Below are 16,122 nucleotides of genomic sequence, written 5' to 3'. Positions count from 1 at the left end.
TATTTATGAATAAGTGGTTACGTACACGCTTGCCGTTTAAACCTAAAAAAACGCCACTGGTAACAGTGGCGTTGTTGTTATTTAGTTAAAGGGTAGTATACAAATTGAATCGCTTATTATTTAACGATTTATCCCTACTTGAGCCCTCTAACGAGGGCTTTTATCTATCCGCAAAAGGCTTAATTTAAGTAAGCTTTTAACATCCAAACAAGTTTCTCTTGCTCGGTAATGTAATCGCCCATTAGTGACGCTGTCCCTTCATCGCCAGCATCACCAGCTTGGACTAATATATCGCGCTGCATTTTAATCAGTGTGCTGTAACCTGCTAGCAGGTTTTCTACTGCGGCTACTCCATCACTGATGTTTTTAGCTTCTTTAATTTCACTAATTTTAAGGTAGTCAGAAAACGCATGAAGTGGTGCGCCATCAAGCGTTAAAATACGCTCTGCAATTTCGTCTACTTTTAAAAGTAATAGATTATAAATTTCTTCAAATTTCACATGTAGTTCAAAGAAATTACGACCTTTAATATTCCAGTGAAAACCACGCGCATTCATATACTGAATTTGGTAACTACTTAGCAGTGTATTAAGTGACGTTACGATATCTTCACTTTTTGCACTGTTAAGGCCAATAGCATTTACCTGTGACATATTTTTCTCCTGAACAAATTAATAAGATACTTTCGAGCTGTTGATAAAGAGTATCAGCCATTTTTTGTAATCTGTAAAATGGTTAAAATCGATAATATTGATAGTTTTTACCTATTAATGTGGGGCTAATTGAAAATTCAATAAAAGCGACCCTAATTAATGAACTGGGTGCTTATTTAAGAAAAACCACCCCAGGAGTTAAATAGTCGTTTATTGGTTAAAATAAACTCAAAAAGATGATCTAGAACAAGCTTTATATTGCTGAGTAATAAGGCAGGTAAATAGTTTGATTTAGGTCAAAATCGGCATTTACAGTCGGCGCATAATCAAACTAGATTAATTACTAGGAGATTTCACATGCAGGCTAAAACACAAAAAGAAAGCAAAATGGAACTGATTGTTGTGGGTATCGCTTTACTGGCATTTGTTGTCGGGGTGGTAGGGCACTTAGCGGGTGCTAGCTTTGCTAATTTTGATACATTTGGTTATATCGCAGCACCAACACCGTTGATTTTAGGGATTATCGCATTTGTTGCTTACAAAGTAGCAGCGAGTGCAGAAGATTAAATGAGCAACCCAACAATGTATTTCATTACTTGGCGTGAGTAGATCATACCGGTGTGACTTAAGTGAAACACCTTATGTTCTGCCATGCCATTGAGCTTAGTTTCATCAAGCAATACAGTACCATCTGATTGGCTGCCCTTAGCAATAAGCGGCATTAACCCAATAGGTAGATCGCCAGCAATACTATAAAGTTTAGCATTAAACGGCCAATCACCATTTTTAGAGAGTAAAAACTCAACGCTGTTTTTTAAAAATGCTTCAAACCCTTTTTGCTGCATTTGCTCTGCAATATGGCTGCCTTTATGCGGGGTTCCCAGCGTAATTACCTTCTTCACATTTTGGCTTTGGTACGAATTTGCTTCAAGATAAGCGCGCGCCACTAACCCTCCCATTGAATGGCACACCAGTGCCGTATTTTTATTATCTATAAAAGCATCAATTTGAGCAAAAATAGCATCGCGATCAGGGCTGAGCGTATTATAAGACAGGTTAAGAATATCTAAGCCTGATTTTTTTAAACGAGAGCACAACGGACGCATTACAAAGCCTGACATGTACAAACCATGTAATACTACAACTTGTTGAATTGCCATATACGCCCTTATTTAATAATGCTTACATTAATTGCTGTGGTTTTATCTCGATATTTGTATTATCGGTACTTACCCATACTTCGCCATCTTGAACAGTCATTGTCAGCGAAATATTACGATCAACTAATGCTGCAAGCGCCTGCGTGGCAGTAAAATCTAAACTAAAAATACTTAAATTTTTAAAATCATACAACTTAGGTTGGTGTTTTTGCCACCAAATTGCTTGGTTATTTTCACCATATGTATACAGCACCACTTTTTTAGCTTTATTGCAGGCTTTTTTAAGGCGTTTTTCATCGGGTAAACCCAGCTCAATCCACAGCTCAATCTCGTCACTGTAGTTTTTATGCCACACTTCTGGCTCATCGTCAGCCGACAGCCCCTTGGTAAACTCAAGGCCATCACACGCATTAAGTGCGTACGCAAGTAAGCGAACCATCAAGCGTTGATCGTTTTCAGAAGGGTGCTGCGCCAAGGTTAAATTAAAATCTTGGTAAAGGTGGCGGTCCATATCGCTAAGCGATAATTGCGCTTTAATAATCGTAGATTTAAGAGCCATAACAGTTTATTTGAAAAAATTTGCGCCAGTATAGCGCAATTACTCGCCGAGCCAGTTAAAATAGCACTAAATTATCTGTAGGAGTTTAAAATGGCTATCCAGTGGTTCCCTGGGCATATGAATAAAGCCCGTAATGAAATTAAAGAAATAATGCCACAAATGGATGTGATCATTGAAGTGCTTGATGCGCGCATTCCTTACAGCAGTGAAAACCCGATGGTGGCGACGTTGCGTGAAGGCAAACCGGTTATCAAAATATTGAACAAAGCCGATTTAGCTGATCCTAAAATGACGCAAATTTGGAAGGATTATTTTGAGCAGGAAAATGGCGTAAAGGCTATTGCGTTTGGTAACGATAAAGCGGCTGAAGTTCATCGTATTAACGAGCTGTGTAAAAAGTTAGTACCGCATAAAGTGGGTGCTGATAAGCAAATTAAAGCCATGATTATGGGTATACCTAACGTTGGTAAGTCTACCTTGATCAATGTGTTAGCAGGTCGAATTGTAGCAAAAACAGGTAACGAGCCTGCGGTTACTAAAGCCCAGCAACGTATTAAGCTTGAAGATGGCATTATGCTTTACGACACGCCAGGTATGTTGTGGCCAAAAGTTGAAAACGAAAACTCGGGCTACCGTTTGGGCGCAACTGGCGCTATTCGTGATACCGCGATTGAGTATGAAGAAGTGGCAAGTTATACGGCTGAATACTTGTTACGTGCTTACCCGGCACTTTTAAAAGCACGCTATAAAATTGATGAATTACCAGAGAGTGATTGGGAATTTGTTGAAATGGCTGGCAAAAAGCGTGGTTGTATTCGTGGTGGCAATCAAATAGATACTTATAAGATGTCTGAAATTCTAATTAATGAATTACGCGATGGCATTATTGGCCGGATCACTATGGAAACGCCGGCGATGCGTGAAGAAGAAGAAATAATGGTTGCAGGCTTGCGTGCAGCAGCTGAAGCTAAAAAAGCCGCTAAAGAAGAAGAGAAAAAACAACGTCGAGCGCGTGCGCGTAAAAATCGCCGTTAACTAGTTGTTAAGCGTTAGCTTGCTAACGTAATACGGTTTCGCCCTAGTCTTTTAGCTTGGAGTAGGGCGTTATCAGCACGAGAAATAAAAGACTCGTCAGATTCCTTTATTTGATATTGCGCTACACCAAAGCTGGCCGTCACTGCAATTTCTTGTACTTGAACCATGTTTTTTAGCTGGTGTTTTATTTGCTCAGCTGTTTGCTGTGCTTTAGCGAGATCACTGTGCGGTAGGAGTACAATAAACTCTTCACCACCCCATCGACAAACCACATCATTACCTTGCGCTACTTGTTGACAAGTAAGGGCAACTTGCTGAATTATTTTATCTCCTGCTAAATGTCCGTAACTATCATTAATATGCTTAAAGTGGTCAATATCTAGCAGTATTAAACTTAGGCGTTGTTGTTTTTGTTGGGCTTGTATGACGTGTTGAGTCAATAATGGATCAAAAGCTTGGCGATTTAGTGCGTTAGAAAGCTTGTCAAAGGATGCTATCGCTTCTATCTGTCGCTGATACTTATCAAATGTGCGATGGGCGTAACATAGCACGAGTAAAATGAGGGACCCACTTAGTAATAAGCTGGAGAGTATCTCTTGGCTTACCAATGACGACGTACCTTTGTTATGGTGCTCTATAATTAAATACCATCCTAATTGCTCCACCCAGCGGCTATGTAAAATGGCTGGCTGTGAATTGTATTCAAATTCAAATGCAGTTTGTTGCTTTAAAAATATATTATCTAGATAAGGTAATAACTCATCATTTTGATGTATGTTGGTGAGTTTTGTCGGCTCAGAGCTCGCTTGGAGTGTAATAGAGCCTTGCTCATCAATAAAATAGATCTTACGATGATAGTGACGCTGATACTGGGTAATGATTTTTTTTAGTTTTGAAAGTGTGATCCCAACGCCTGCAATACCAATTATATTTTCGTGTGCATCAACCACTTTGTAATTTATAAACAAAGTATATTTTGAGGGCGTTAAATGATGTTGATCAATGTTAATAACGTAATCATGGGGGGAGTTAATGGCGGCAATAAACCATTGTTGCTGAGTGAAATTTTCAGAGCCACTGATAACACCATCACCATCATGATAAAAAACCCCAGATTGGCTTGATGCAAAAAAGCTGATGTCGATATTTATATCTTGTTTTATGTATTTAAGGTATTCAATTAAGGGTTCAGGTTTAGATTCCCCTTGGACTGCCCAGCGCCTTAAAAAAGTATTGTTAGCCATATTTTTAGCAGCGTAAATGGGCTGCATTAAATCTTCTTGTATTTCAGAGTAGACAGTATCTTGAGTCAGGGAGAGTGGGTTGACTGTCTCTTTACTAATTGAGTTATGGGCGAGGTTAAAACTTAACCAACTGGTAAGTATAAAGCCGCAAAGTAGGAAGCCGAGCAAGATGGTATTGTATTTTTTGCGCATCAGTAACATAAAAAGCATCCATACCTTAGAGTCGATAATCATACTAATTCTATTTAGAATATGACTATTTTAGCGAATTAAATAATTCATTTATTCAATGTAATAAGCGCCATGAATAACAATAGCGGCAGAGTTTACTCCATTTTAGTATTGGAGTGAAGAACGAGAAATAATTTTGCTTATTTTATTATTCAAAGCTGAATAAGCTATTAGGGCGTGTCGACCTTTTGTGATAATAAGCTATTAATTAACAGGCATAAAAAAAGCCCGTTAGGGCTTTTTTAGTATCATATCTACCGTCACCGATATGAGCAATGTAGCAAGTAAAATAGTAGGGCGGTTATCTGTCACCAACATCAAGGGGCGTTGCGGTTAGTGACAGATAACCTTAGCTGTTTACGTGCGCCACACGTGTTTCAGGGTCGAGAAACAAATCAGTTTATTCTGTACAAGTCGTTGTGCGCTGTCGTATTGTTGATATTGATTATCAGTTAGATTTAAGTGAGTGTCAACACCTAATTGAAAATTATTCTCATTATCATGTTGGTATTTTAATTAACATTAAAAAAGAAGGTTTTCGGGGAGTTTATGGTGCTGTGCTGCTGTTGAATTTCAGGCATAAAAAAAGCCCGTAAGGGCTTTTTAGTATCATATCTACCGTCACCGATATGAGCAATGTAGCAAGTAAAATAGTAGGGCGGTTATCTGTCGTCAACATCAAGGGGCGTTGCGGTTAGCAACAGGTAACCTTGGCTGTTTACGTGCGCCACACGTGTTTCAGGGTCGAGAAACAAATCAGTTTATTCCGTACAAGTCGTAGTACTTTGCCGTCTTGTTGATATTGATTATCAGTTAGATCTATAAATCTGTCAACACCCATTTGCAAATAATTCTCATTTATTTTGTTTTTTGTAAAAAGTACAAATAAAGCAAAGAGTTACTGTTAGCCCTAATGGAGCTAAAGTGATTTGTAATGGTCAAGGCGACGATTTATTTGTTCTGCAAGCTCTTTATCTGTTTGCCCTTCGCTATCGATGATAAGTAAAAAGTATTGTTGCTCGGTATCGATAACCTTAATCACGGTGTTATCAAATTTCGTTTTTCCATAGGTTACTTCGATACTCGTAATATCTTTAAAGTGCTTTAATCGTGATTCAAGCTGCCCTTGTTCATTTTGCCAATAGCTAAATATATAGTTGTCAGTAATGCCATTACCATCACTACGAAAATCAAAAAAAGCATCACTGTAAAAATATAAAATATCTTCATCAATGGGCATTAGTTGTTGGCGTTGTAAAAATTGCACCTGAAATGGCCATAGCTTTTCACCTTTGACAATTGATGCGCCGGGTAATAAATAAGCCTCTTGCAGCAGTCCTAAAAATAAAATTGGTGCCCAAATTATGCTGATAACGATGTTTCTTATACGCCATTTAGAGTTATATATCAGTGCTTCAGATGATTGATTTATATGCTGAATATAGTTCACCAGCGGTAGCCAAATGAGTGGGATAATGCATAATCCAATAGTTGCATAGTCACTAAAACGTGTAGTGGCTGTAATTACTATAAGTAGTAACCAGCCAATTAAGGCTAGTGCATTTGGCATGATTTTATTTTTTTTATGGTGCTCTTGGCTGTGTGCAAGTAGCTCTAAAAATAAAGAGTAGAAGAAAAACAGTGCAAAAATCCCACGAGCAATCGGCATTATATGGCTATCTTGCTGTGCTTTTATCGCCAGCCAGTTACGGTAGCTCCAGTAGTTAATAAATAGCCCTAAGGTAAATATGCTATAAATAATAAATTTAGCGTTCGATACAGGGTAAAAATGAGTGTTATTGAAGGTTGGGCGTTTTGCTGATTCTATGCGCCATGCCACTATAAAGAACACCATGCCTATAAGGTACACACATAGCAAAACAATGATCCAATTGTCTTCGAGATCCAACCCGCCAGAATCACTTGTAGTCGCTTCGCCATCAATATATTTAATAATGCCAAAGTGAGTGTGATCGATCAGTTTTTCTCGTTCATCAAGGTATAGCTTGATTTGATCCGCTGGAATATGGTCTTGTTTGGCGCTAAATGAAAAATTAAGCGTGAGGGTGTTTTCAGCAAAGTGAATATTCTTTTTAAAGTAAAAGAAAGGGTTATCAACTTCGACTTGTTCGTTATCAAATTGCCAATTTTGTTCTTCAAATTTAACTTTAATGGTTGTTTCAATGTTATTTGGGTACTGGAAATAGAGCGGAGCGGTACGCGTAATTTGATCTGGTTCGTAAACACTGTTTTGAATCTCTGAGGCATAAAAATCAGCTCTTAGATCTGGGTCAGCGGGTTGCCAAAAATCATCAATCAAATAAAACTCATTGCTTAAAAATTCACCATCATTGGCATTTTCAGTCACTGTCATCGGCTGAGCAATAGTTAGACCTTTAAAGTAGCCTTGGTAATACTCTAGGTAGTCTTTGGCTATTTGATCAAGGCCGTTGCGTGCTAGTGAGCTGCGTCTATTTATGGCTTCAAATCCGCTATACAAATAGCTAGTTTGGAAGGTTGCTGGTTGTTCACGGTTTTGCGCTATGGTGTAGTTATCAGTGGTTTTAATTCTCAGACCGTCAACAGGTGGCGTCATTTTTGTGAGCTGCTGCTCAAAAGGTTTAATGATTAATGCATAGCCATAGTTTGGTTGAGCTAGGTGCTCTAAGCTTCCCGTTTGATAGCTTATCGTTGGGTCTAACCAATAACGTTGCCCTGCATATTCAAGTGTAACAATAACGTGGTCAAACTGGTTCGCAGAAGGAGGAAGCCGATTTAAGCGCTTGCCCTCTTCGGTGTTTACCAGAGCTGGGTAAGCTGGGATCCCCATCGCTTTGAGTAATGATATAAGGAGCACTGTTTTGTCTTTACAGTCGCCATAACGCAGTTCAAGAGTTTCTGATGCGGGTGTTGGTTGGTGTGAGTTTGTGCCCATTTCCAAGCCCAAATAACGCACTTCATCTTGGCTAAACTTCAAGGCTGCGGCAATGCGATCAGTGACTTGGAGGTTTTGCATAGTAATATCATCGGCAACTTGCGCAACGCTAGCAGTGACCTCAATGGCAGATTGATATAAAGGAATAGCCCACTCGGTGACCTCTTGCCATGTGTTTAATTCAGAGAAAAAAACCTGTTTATAAGGGCTATACCAACGTGGTGTTTGATTTGAAGATGCAACAGTTGCTTGATTACGTAAGCTGATTTGATAGTCATGCCCAACAGCAAGCGGAGTGTCTTTTATATCAGTCTCACCATTGACGGTATTAATATAAAGTGGCGTTGATTTTTGCCACAGCACACGCATAAATTGTTGTGCAACGGGCACTGACCAGTTTAACGTACGAGACACGCTAAAGTGTTGATAAACAGGATTACGCCCCGTAATCGTAAAGCTGTAGTCGAGTTTGTCGTTTACGCGCATGTCATCAACAATAATATTTAAAGTAAGGCTGCCGTTGTAGATGCCATTGGCTAATTCAGTTTCTCGTTGTAAAACCTTAAATTGCGCGCTGGTGAGTTTATCTATGTATTGGCCATCACGAATAAGGCCCAGCCCATTCAGGGTGAGGGTTTGATAACTGGGATCAAAATCTAAATTTAGTTGGCTTATATAATCAATACCACTTTGATTCACGGCCTGCATAACTGTGCGCGTATAGCGTTGCGTAGGTTGCTGCTGTGAAACGTTGATTTGGGTATCGAGGAGTAAATAGTAAGTACCATCGATAATTTGGTTAACGGGAATGTCAGTTTCAAGGAGGGGGTGTTTTTTTACCCAACTATCGGCAGTTTGTATTTGGTATTCTTGGCTGGTGCTATAAAAACTTATAACTAAAAAGCACACGCTAAGAGCGAGGCTGGTTAACTGAGTCCATTTCATTATTGTTCTTCTTTTGGTTGGTTTTTGGTGTTCCCTATAGGCGTTAGATTACCAAGCTATTGCTTTTAAGCCAATAAAATGAAGAGGATTCTTTATTTCGGTAAGGTAATTAATACGCGTGTACCTTGGCAATAAGGATTGGCTAATAACTGTAGTTGACCACTTTGGTTACGAATAAGTTCGCGGCTTATAACTAAGCCTATGCCAGCTCCTTGTTCTTTAGTTGAATAAAAGGGCACAAATAGGTTGTCGGGATTTGTAATACCAGTACCGCTATCGAGTAGCTCAATAATGACCTTATCACTTTGCTGCTGCCAATTAAGTGTTGGTGCGTGTTTGCCTCCTGCTTCAAAAGCGTTTTTAATTAGGTTTATTAGTGCTTGTTCTAACTGCCCAAGATCAACATTAAAGTGCTGAATCTCAGCGGCTTTAATGTCGAGCTGTGGAAATAAAGCATGTAATCTAAGGTTAATTGTCTCGTTCGTCACCGCTTGTTTTTTTGCTGCAGGTAACTGCGAAAATGCGCTGTAGCTGGCCACAAAGTCGAGTAAATGCTGAGCACGTTTTTCAATTACTAGCAGCATGTCGCTGGCTAAGTCAGGCTCTTTATTGATCTGCCCTTGCTGTTTCATCAGTTGCAATGATTGGCTCATTGAATAAATAGGGGTTAGGGAGTTTCTTACTTCATGATTAAGAACCCTAATTAAGCGTTGCCATACCTGCTTTTCATTGGCACGTAATTGCTGCTCGATAGAAAATAAAGTGAGTAGTTCATAGCTTCGCCCGGCGCGCCAAAAAGTTTGTGATGAAATATGAAAACGCTGCTCAAAGCGTGATTCATCGTTTTGTTGCCAATTGCCTTGGCTGTAAGTGAGGCCGAGATTGTTAGCTGTTAAACCATCAATGGTTGGGTTGGTTAAGCTATTTAAAAATGCTTGATTGGTAAAATATATAAGCCCGTGAGGGTCTAAAATAACAATGGGTAAATCAAGTATGCCAACAAACTCAAATACAAACTCTTCGGTTTGCATATAATGGCGTTTATTTTTAGCAATTTTGTTTCTGAGCTTATTAAAATCAGTTTTTAGACCGCTAATACGCCCGCCTTGATATTGCGCTAAATGCCAGCTGTTACTTTCATCGTTCGCTAACGCATCTAATTGCAGGCCAAAGCGATCTATCACATCAGTAATGAGTCGGTAGCATTTAACTAAACCGCCTATCGCAAGCGCTGCTATTGGTAATAAAATGCTGGCGCTGGTAAACCAATCAACATCCCATGCAATGGCGAGCAAGCCGCACAGTAAAAGTAAGACTGCGGCAACTAAATAAATATACCGCTTAATACGTTGTTCAAATGAGAGCACGTTTGGCATTAACTGTCTGCTTCTTTTAAATCGAGCTGATGCTTATCAATACGACGATATATGGCCGACTTACTGAGCCCTAAAAACTCGCCTGCGGCAATGACATTGCCATTAAATTCGGCCAGTGCTTTTTGAATCATTTGCTTTTCAAGCTCTTCCAGTGGCAATAAAGGTAATGATTTATCACCTGCTGCACTATGACTGACCTCACTGCTGGGTTGTTCTAAAATTAAATCATTGGCTGTAATGTTGTCGTTATCGCTCATGATCACGGCGCGTTCAATACAATGGCTAAGTTCGCGTACATTGCCCGGCCAACTGTATTGCGTGAGGGCAGTCATTGCGTGTGTCGTGAGTGTCATATTTGTTCGTTTATATTTTCTACCATGAGTTGTGAGTAGGTGGTTTGCCAGCTCAATAATATCTTCTACTCGTTCGCGCAGTGGTGGAATATGTAGCTCAATAGTGTTGAGCCTGAATAGTAAATCGCGGCGAAATTCTCCCTCTTCAATCGCTTTGGCAAGTTCTGCATTGGTGGCAGCAATAATCCGTACATCGGCTATTTGCGTTTGGCTTGAACCCAATACTTCAAACTCTTGGCTTTCTAGCACACGCAGCATTTTACTTTGCAGTTCAAGCGGCAAGGTGGCTATTTCATCTAAAAATAAGGTACCGCCGTTGGCTATTTCAAAGCGTCCTAGGCGGTCTTCTTTGGCATCGGTAAACGCGCCTTTTTTATGGCCGAATAACTCGCTTTCAAATAATGAGGGGGCAATAGCGCCAATATTTACGCTCACGTAACGTTGTTCACAACGGTTAGAATGTTGATGTATATACTGTGCTAATAAGCTTTTTCCGGTGCCATTTTCACCGGTGATTAAAATACTGGCATCGGTTTTTGCTGCGCGTTTAGCGCGTGTAAGTAGTTGCCGCATAGCGGGGGAATTGGCAATGTAATCGGCATTTTTAGTGGTGTTTAAGGCTTTTAAACAAGCATTGTCGTGGCTGGTTTTTTGCTGTTTGAGTTGCTGTTGTACTACCGCCGTTAAGCGCAAGTTGTTCCACGGTTTTTCTATAAAATCTAGCGCGCCTAATTGCATTGCTTTTACGGCAACATCAACACTGGCCCATGCGGTCATTACCACCACGGGTATTGTTGAGCCAAGCGACTGTAGTTGTTTTAAAAATCGCAGCCCTTCGTCGCCTGAGGTGGTGTCGAGTTTAAAATTCATATCTAGCAATATCAGGCTAATAGTACTGCTATTAATTAGCTCCAGTGCCTGCTCTGGGCCTTGTGCTTCAATGCATTGATAGCCAATTTGATTTAACGCCACGATGGCGGCCATGCGCACATCGGCTTGGTCGTCGATAACTAAAATTGTGTCCATTTTGTTCTTCTTGTTTCAAGCAAAAGCAAATTGCTTTGCTTTTGCTTGGTGGGTAAACAATATTCGCTTAGTCGTTACGAAGCGCGGCCATAGGTTTGGCTTTAATTAACAGCAATAGTGGTCTAAAGCAGGCAAACATGGCAATAATCAAGGTAATTGTCCATGCTATTAATTGTAGTCGCACGTCCATAATTAACCACGATATTAGCTGTTCTTGTAGCATAAAGTAACCCGCCAATACGGTTGCTATGGCCAGAATAAAACCAATGAGTACGGGAATAACAGCTTCTTTACTCATGAGTTTAAATAAGCGTATCTTTTTAGCGCCGAGCGCCATGCGAATACCAAACTCATAACGGCGCAGGCCTAAGTTATAGCTCAACACGCCAAAGATGCCTATTGCTGCTAATAATAGAGTAAATAATGCCAAGGTACTACATAGTGCAACGGTTAGGTGGCTCATATACAATAAATCATCGTACTCTTGTTGTAAGTCTCTAAATTGCCATAACGTTAGGTGACTATTGGCTTTTCTTAATAAACTTAAAACTTGCTTACTGGTAAGCTCAACACCTTGCTCTGTTTCAATAACAAACATATAGCTCCAAGGCTGTGCCGGCCACCACATATGCCGCCCAAATGATTCATCATAATATTTAGGATGGTTAAAATCCTCCGTTATGCCGACAATTTCAAACATTTTATCTTCAAGGCCTTTGTAGCTTTTACCGATAACATTTGTGTACTCTTGATCGGGTAATAGCCATTTAGCGACACTGATAGATACCAATAGCTCGTTAGTTTCACCGCGCATTGCTTGCTCACTAAAAGTACGCCCAGCGAGTATTTTTGTGCCCACTAAATCAAAGTAATCAGGCCCGACCCACTGGCTTGGAAAGAAGATTGAGCTTTTACCTTCAACATCGGTCAAGGTATTGGCATTTTGCCTTGCGGATACCGGGCTTTGCCCAATAGCAACATCTTTAATGCCCTCACTATTTTGTAATACTTTTTGATACTGCTTAATTTGCTCGTAGCGCTCAGCCAGTGTTGCATTGTTATTGGTTTGAAATAACTGTGCAAAGTACAGGTTTTGAGTGTCGCTACCCAGTGGGCGATTAATGGTGTCGAGTGCTTTGCTAACAATCATAATTGAAAAGCTAACTAATAAAGCGGCCACAAACATTTGTGTGCCAATTAGTATACGCACAGTACGCCCAGATACTTGCGACACGCCGCCTTTGCCACTGTTTTGCATTTGGCTATTTAAGGTTTTGTAGTTAACTAAACGTGCGGTAATCATCGAAAATATATATGCGAGAGCAATGCACATAACTACCGCAATCAGCACCAAATTAAGGTCAACAGCCAAGCTGTTTACTAATGGTAAACGTCCTTCTGCAAGTACTTTAAATAACCGAATACCCCAAATAGATAAAAACAGCGCAATACTGACCGATATGCTCATTAAAATGAGTGATTGCAGTAAAATGCTGCTAAATAAAGTTTTACGTTTTGCGCCCAGTACGGCTTGCAGTGCTAAGGTTTTATGTTGTGCTAATGCGCGCGAGAAAAACAAGGTACTGACGTTCAGTACAGCGATGATCAATAGCCCTACTGCACCTGCAAGCATCATTAAACTAAGTTGATCATTATTACCAAGTTCAACTTCGCGATACGGTGTAACAACGGGCTTTACATCAGTTATACCGCCATTATTAAGCCACTGGGATTTAATCGTATCAATTTGAGCTTTTAAGTCGGTTTTTACTTGCTCGTTAGTGACGCTAGATTTTAATACTGCAATCAGTTTTAAGTTTCTAAAGGTGTTGGTCCACGGGCTTTGCCAGTCATCATTATGGAAAAATCGACGGTCAGAACTGGTTGGATACCACACATCAACAGAGCCCGCTTTAATCATGTAGGGTGGGCTGAAATTAGCCGCTACAACCCCCGTTATTATATGCCCATCACCTTCAATCTCACTGGCTGTTTTTAAGGACTTACCAATTACATCAGGGTCACTATTAAAATGTTCTTTCCAGAACTTCTCTGAAATGACCGCGCTATTATCAGCTTCCTCTAAAGTTCCGCCCTTTTTAAAGCCATGTCCGAGTAAAAAAGGAGTATGTAGGAGCTCAAAATATTCACCACCCACATACAGCACATCCTTTTTTGGTTGGCCGTCTAAGTATAAAAAAACATTTTCAGCGGCATTCATCATAAAAGCTTGCTCAAAGCTTTGGTTGTTTTTAAGCCAGTGCACAATTGACTGGTAACTTTGAAAGCCAACCGCATCATAGTCGTCATAGGTTAGGCTTTGCTCAACCACCACCATGCGGGTTTCGTCAAACACATCAAGGGGTTTTAAAAAGTAACTATTAACCAGGCTTAGCACTACAAATAACGTTGCGAGAGTGAGCGCCAAGGTGGCAACAACGGCGGTAACAAACCCCGGTGCGTTCATCAGTGATGCCCACGCCAAGCGCAGTTGACTACGTGTTTTAGTTAAACGGCTCATGTTAAATTACCTCGGCAGTATTAGCGGGTACAGCGCTGGTATTTTCAGTGTGTGCATCTTGGCGCGCCTGCGAATACGAGATAATTTCGCCATCGAGTAATTTTAGCTGAGTTTTTGCACGTCCTGCGTAACGTAAATCATGGGTTACCATACAAATGGTGGTGCCTTTTTGGTTTAGCGCATCAAGTAAGTCCATCACTGCATCACCATTTTTAGAATCGAGGTTACCGGTTGGCTCATCGACCAATAAAATACTTGGTTTACCGGCAAGGGCGCGGGCAATGGCAATACGTTGTTGTTGCCCACCAGATAGCTGGTTTGGTTTATGCTGAGCACGATGCCCCATTTCAACTTCATCAAGCGCATGCTTTACCGCACTTTGAATATCGGCTTGGCTCATAGCTGGTTCTCGATAAGTAAGCGGAAGCGCCACGTTATCAAACACCGAGAGTTCATCTATTAAATTAAAAGACTGAAAAATAAAGCCAATGTGTAAATTACGTAGCTCTGCTTGTTGGTCCATATCAAGGGTTTTAGTATCGACGCTTTTAATTAAATATTGCCCTTCGGTAGGGCTGTCGAGTAAGCCAAGTAAAGACAGTAGCGTTGATTTACCACACCCTGATGGACCACTAATGCAGATGTAATCGCCTTGCGTTATAGCAAGGTCAATATTCTTTAAAGCGTAGGTTTCAACACTTTGGCTGCGGTAAACCTTGGCGATATTTTTTAATGAGATAAGCGTATTTGCGTTCATAAACTTTCCTGTTCTATTTTTATAGTTGCCAAATGCTGCCATTTAGAGAGATCTGAAATGATCAGCTGTTCACCCACTTTTGCGCCGCTTAAAAGTTGAATTTTGTTATCACTGAGTGTACCAAATTCAATTTTAGTTGGGCGTGCTAAATGAGTGGTCGGGTTGAGCTTAAAAAGCATGGCATTGCTATTTGCTTGTGCTTTTATGGGTAAATTAATGGTCAGAGCGTTCGGTATGATGTGACTTATTACATAGCCTTCAATGCTTAAGTCGGGGCGAGCGTTAGCTGGCAGCGTACCTGTTAAATCAAGCTCAATCATTACACGGCCGTCACTGACGATAGGGTCAATACGAGTGACTTTAGCCAAAACTTCGCTACTTTCACCTGCGCTAAATGTATTTACTTTAGCGGGCATATTTAACGTTATTTTTTCAGCTTCACTTTGTTGAATACTCAATTCAGCCTTAAGGGCTGTATCAGAACCAACGACCGCAAGCCGTGTGCCCGGCGTGAGATTTTGACCAAGCTCTACATTAAGTGCTTGCAGCATGCCATCAATCCCTGCGGTTATTTGTAAATCATTAAAAGCTTGTTGTTGTACTTGGTAATTTAGTTCAAATTGGCTCAATAGCTCTTGCTGAATTTTGCTGCGTTCATGGTGCATATCGGCTAATTGGGCTAAGCGCTGTTTTTCAATATCTACACGTTGTTCTAGCTGTTTAACGGTTAATAAACTGCGTTTGTAATCAAGGCTAGAGACAATACCTTGCTCGATCAATTTACTTTCGGCCTCTGCACGCAGCTGGGCACTTTCAAGATCGCTTTTTAAAATAGTCAGGTTTGCTTGGCGCTCTAGCAGTTGACTTTTTTGATTGATTATTTGTTCGTTAACGCTGGCTTTTTGCCTCGCTAACTCTAACCGTGCGACTGATAAACGCTGCGCTTGAAGTGGATTTACGAGGCTTAAAATAACCGTGTCTTTACTAACTCGCGTGCCAGGGTAAACATGAATTGCTTCGACCATGGCGGTATCAGTATTGGTTAAGTAACGCTGGTGCTTTGATTTTAAGCGGCCAAACCCACGAATTTTTACCACAAAGTCAGCTTGGGTTACGCTGGTAATTTGCAGCTGACTGGCCGCTAATGAATGAGGAGCAAGCCACTGCTGTAAAGCAAAAGCAATTAATCCGCAGCCAATAATCAATAAACCAATAATGAGCTTTTTACGCGACGTTGGTTTATTACTTCGCGCTAAGGTGCTGTCTATATCCATGGTATGTGTTATTCGTTATCAAAAATAATTAACCAGATAAAGCCAGTTTTATG

General features: G+C 40.4%; 12 protein-coding genes. 2 read left to right on the top strand and 10 right to left on the bottom strand.

Annotated elements, in window-relative coordinates:
• Positions 1 to 179 precede the first annotated feature (179 nt).
• Positions 180 to 653 carry a Dps family protein gene (locus tag HH219_RS03680; RefSeq protein ID WP_054205866.1) on the bottom strand — a complete coding sequence of 158 codons (474 nt, stop codon included), beginning with the start codon at positions 651 to 653 and terminating at the stop codon, positions 180 to 182.
• A gap of 357 nt (positions 654 to 1,010) precedes the next feature.
• Here HH219_RS03680 and HH219_RS03675 point away from each other — a divergent pair, with 357 nt between their 5' ends.
• Positions 1,011 to 1,220 (top strand): hypothetical protein, encoded by a 210-nt coding sequence (locus HH219_RS03675; RefSeq protein ID WP_169326654.1) that lies wholly within the window; start codon positions 1,011 to 1,013, stop codon positions 1,218 to 1,220.
• On the opposite strand, the gene HH219_RS03670 is transcribed toward HH219_RS03675, so the two are convergent.
• On the bottom strand, positions 1,217 to 1,813 hold the full coding sequence (locus HH219_RS03670; protein WP_169326653.1) for an alpha/beta fold hydrolase: 597 nt from the start codon (positions 1,811 to 1,813) through the stop codon (positions 1,217 to 1,219). The two genes, HH219_RS03675 and HH219_RS03670, sit on opposite strands and share 4 nt — an antisense overlap.
• Positions 1,814 to 1,835: 22 nt before the next feature.
• Positions 1,836 to 2,372 (bottom strand): YaeQ family protein, encoded by a 537-nt coding sequence (locus HH219_RS03665; protein WP_054205869.1) that lies wholly within the window; start codon positions 2,370 to 2,372, stop codon positions 1,836 to 1,838.
• Between the two features lie 90 nt (positions 2,373 to 2,462).
• Between HH219_RS03665 and ylqF the strand changes: the two genes are divergently transcribed.
• A complete protein-coding gene (gene ylqF, locus HH219_RS03660) occupies positions 2,463 to 3,407 on the top strand; it encodes a ribosome biogenesis GTPase YlqF (RefSeq protein ID WP_054205870.1) in 945 nt (314 codons plus the stop codon).
• Between the two features lie 14 nt (positions 3,408 to 3,421).
• Here the strand turns inward: ylqF and HH219_RS03655 are convergent, their stop codons facing one another.
• The 7 genes from HH219_RS03655 to HH219_RS03625 all read right to left on the bottom strand — a co-directional run bounded on the left by HH219_RS03655 (position 3,422) and on the right by HH219_RS03625 (position 16,069).
• Entirely contained in the window at positions 3,422 to 4,885 is a 1,464-nt protein-coding gene (locus HH219_RS03655) for a sensor domain-containing diguanylate cyclase (protein WP_169326652.1), read from the bottom strand.
• A 916-nt stretch (positions 4,886 to 5,801) separates the two neighbouring features.
• A complete protein-coding gene (locus HH219_RS03650; protein WP_169326651.1) occupies positions 5,802 to 8,762 on the bottom strand; it encodes a DUF3857 domain-containing transglutaminase family protein in 2,961 nt (986 codons plus the stop codon).
• Positions 8,763 to 8,854: 92 nt separating this feature from the next.
• Entirely contained in the window at positions 8,855 to 10,138 is a 1,284-nt protein-coding gene (locus HH219_RS03645) for a HAMP domain-containing sensor histidine kinase (protein WP_169326650.1), read from the bottom strand.
• Complete coding sequence (locus tag HH219_RS03640) at positions 10,138 to 11,517, bottom strand: sigma-54 dependent transcriptional regulator (RefSeq protein ID WP_169326649.1); 1,380 nt, start codon at positions 11,515 to 11,517, stop codon at positions 10,138 to 10,140. Before HH219_RS03640 ends, HH219_RS03645 begins: the two co-directional genes overlap by 1 nt.
• A 67-nt stretch (positions 11,518 to 11,584) precedes the next feature.
• Complete coding sequence (locus tag HH219_RS03635; protein WP_169326648.1) at positions 11,585 to 14,038, bottom strand: ABC transporter permease; 2,454 nt, start codon at positions 14,036 to 14,038, stop codon at positions 11,585 to 11,587.
• 1 nt (position 14,039) lies between these two features.
• Positions 14,040 to 14,795: an ABC transporter ATP-binding protein gene (locus HH219_RS03630; RefSeq protein ID WP_054454372.1), complete on the bottom strand. Its 756-nt coding sequence runs from the start codon at positions 14,793 to 14,795 to the stop codon at positions 14,040 to 14,042.
• Positions 14,792 to 16,069: an HlyD family efflux transporter periplasmic adaptor subunit gene (locus HH219_RS03625; RefSeq protein ID WP_169326647.1), complete on the bottom strand. Its 1,278-nt coding sequence runs from the start codon at positions 16,067 to 16,069 to the stop codon at positions 14,792 to 14,794. Before HH219_RS03625 ends, HH219_RS03630 begins: the two co-directional genes overlap by 4 nt.
• Between the last annotated feature and the right edge of the window lie 53 nt (positions 16,070 to 16,122).

It is taken from the genome of Pseudoalteromonas sp. NEC-BIFX-2020_015 (genome assembly GCF_012952265.1).
Lineage (GTDB): Bacteria > Pseudomonadota > Gammaproteobacteria > Enterobacterales > Alteromonadaceae > Pseudoalteromonas > Pseudoalteromonas neustonica.
The sequence above is the reverse complement of the archived record's forward strand: the minus strand, read 5'-3'. Positions and strand labels throughout refer to the sequence as shown.

What these genes read in the sequence shown, in the direction of transcription:
- ylqF (WP_054205870.1), top strand. Translation starts at nt 2,463, where the DNA reads ATGGCTATCCAGTGGTTCCCTGGGCATATGAATAAAGCCCGTAATGAA.
- HH219_RS03670 (WP_169326653.1), bottom strand. Translation starts at nt 1,813, where the DNA reads ATGGCAATTCAACAAGTTGTAGTATTACATGGTTTGTACATGTCAGGC.
- HH219_RS03625 (WP_169326647.1), bottom strand. Translation starts at nt 16,069, where the DNA reads ATGGATATAGACAGCACCTTAGCGCGAAGTAATAAACCAACGTCGCGT.
- HH219_RS03680 (WP_054205866.1), bottom strand. Translation starts at nt 653, where the DNA reads ATGTCACAGGTAAATGCTATTGGCCTTAACAGTGCAAAAAGTGAAGAT.
- HH219_RS03635 (WP_169326648.1), bottom strand. Translation starts at nt 14,038, where the DNA reads ATGAGCCGTTTAACTAAAACACGTAGTCAACTGCGCTTGGCGTGGGCA.
- HH219_RS03675 (WP_169326654.1), top strand. Translation starts at nt 1,011, where the DNA reads ATGCAGGCTAAAACACAAAAAGAAAGCAAAATGGAACTGATTGTTGTG.
- HH219_RS03640 (WP_169326649.1), bottom strand. Translation starts at nt 11,517, where the DNA reads ATGGACACAATTTTAGTTATCGACGACCAAGCCGATGTGCGCATGGCC.
- HH219_RS03645 (WP_169326650.1), bottom strand. Translation starts at nt 10,138, where the DNA reads ATGCCAAACGTGCTCTCATTTGAACAACGTATTAAGCGGTATATTTAT.
- HH219_RS03655 (WP_169326652.1), bottom strand. Translation starts at nt 4,885, where the DNA reads ATGATTATCGACTCTAAGGTATGGATGCTTTTTATGTTACTGATGCGC.
- HH219_RS03665 (WP_054205869.1), bottom strand. Translation starts at nt 2,372, where the DNA reads ATGGCTCTTAAATCTACGATTATTAAAGCGCAATTATCGCTTAGCGAT.
- HH219_RS03650 (WP_169326651.1), bottom strand. Translation starts at nt 8,762, where the DNA reads ATGAAATGGACTCAGTTAACCAGCCTCGCTCTTAGCGTGTGCTTTTTA.
- HH219_RS03630 (WP_054454372.1), bottom strand. Translation starts at nt 14,795, where the DNA reads ATGAACGCAAATACGCTTATCTCATTAAAAAATATCGCCAAGGTTTAC.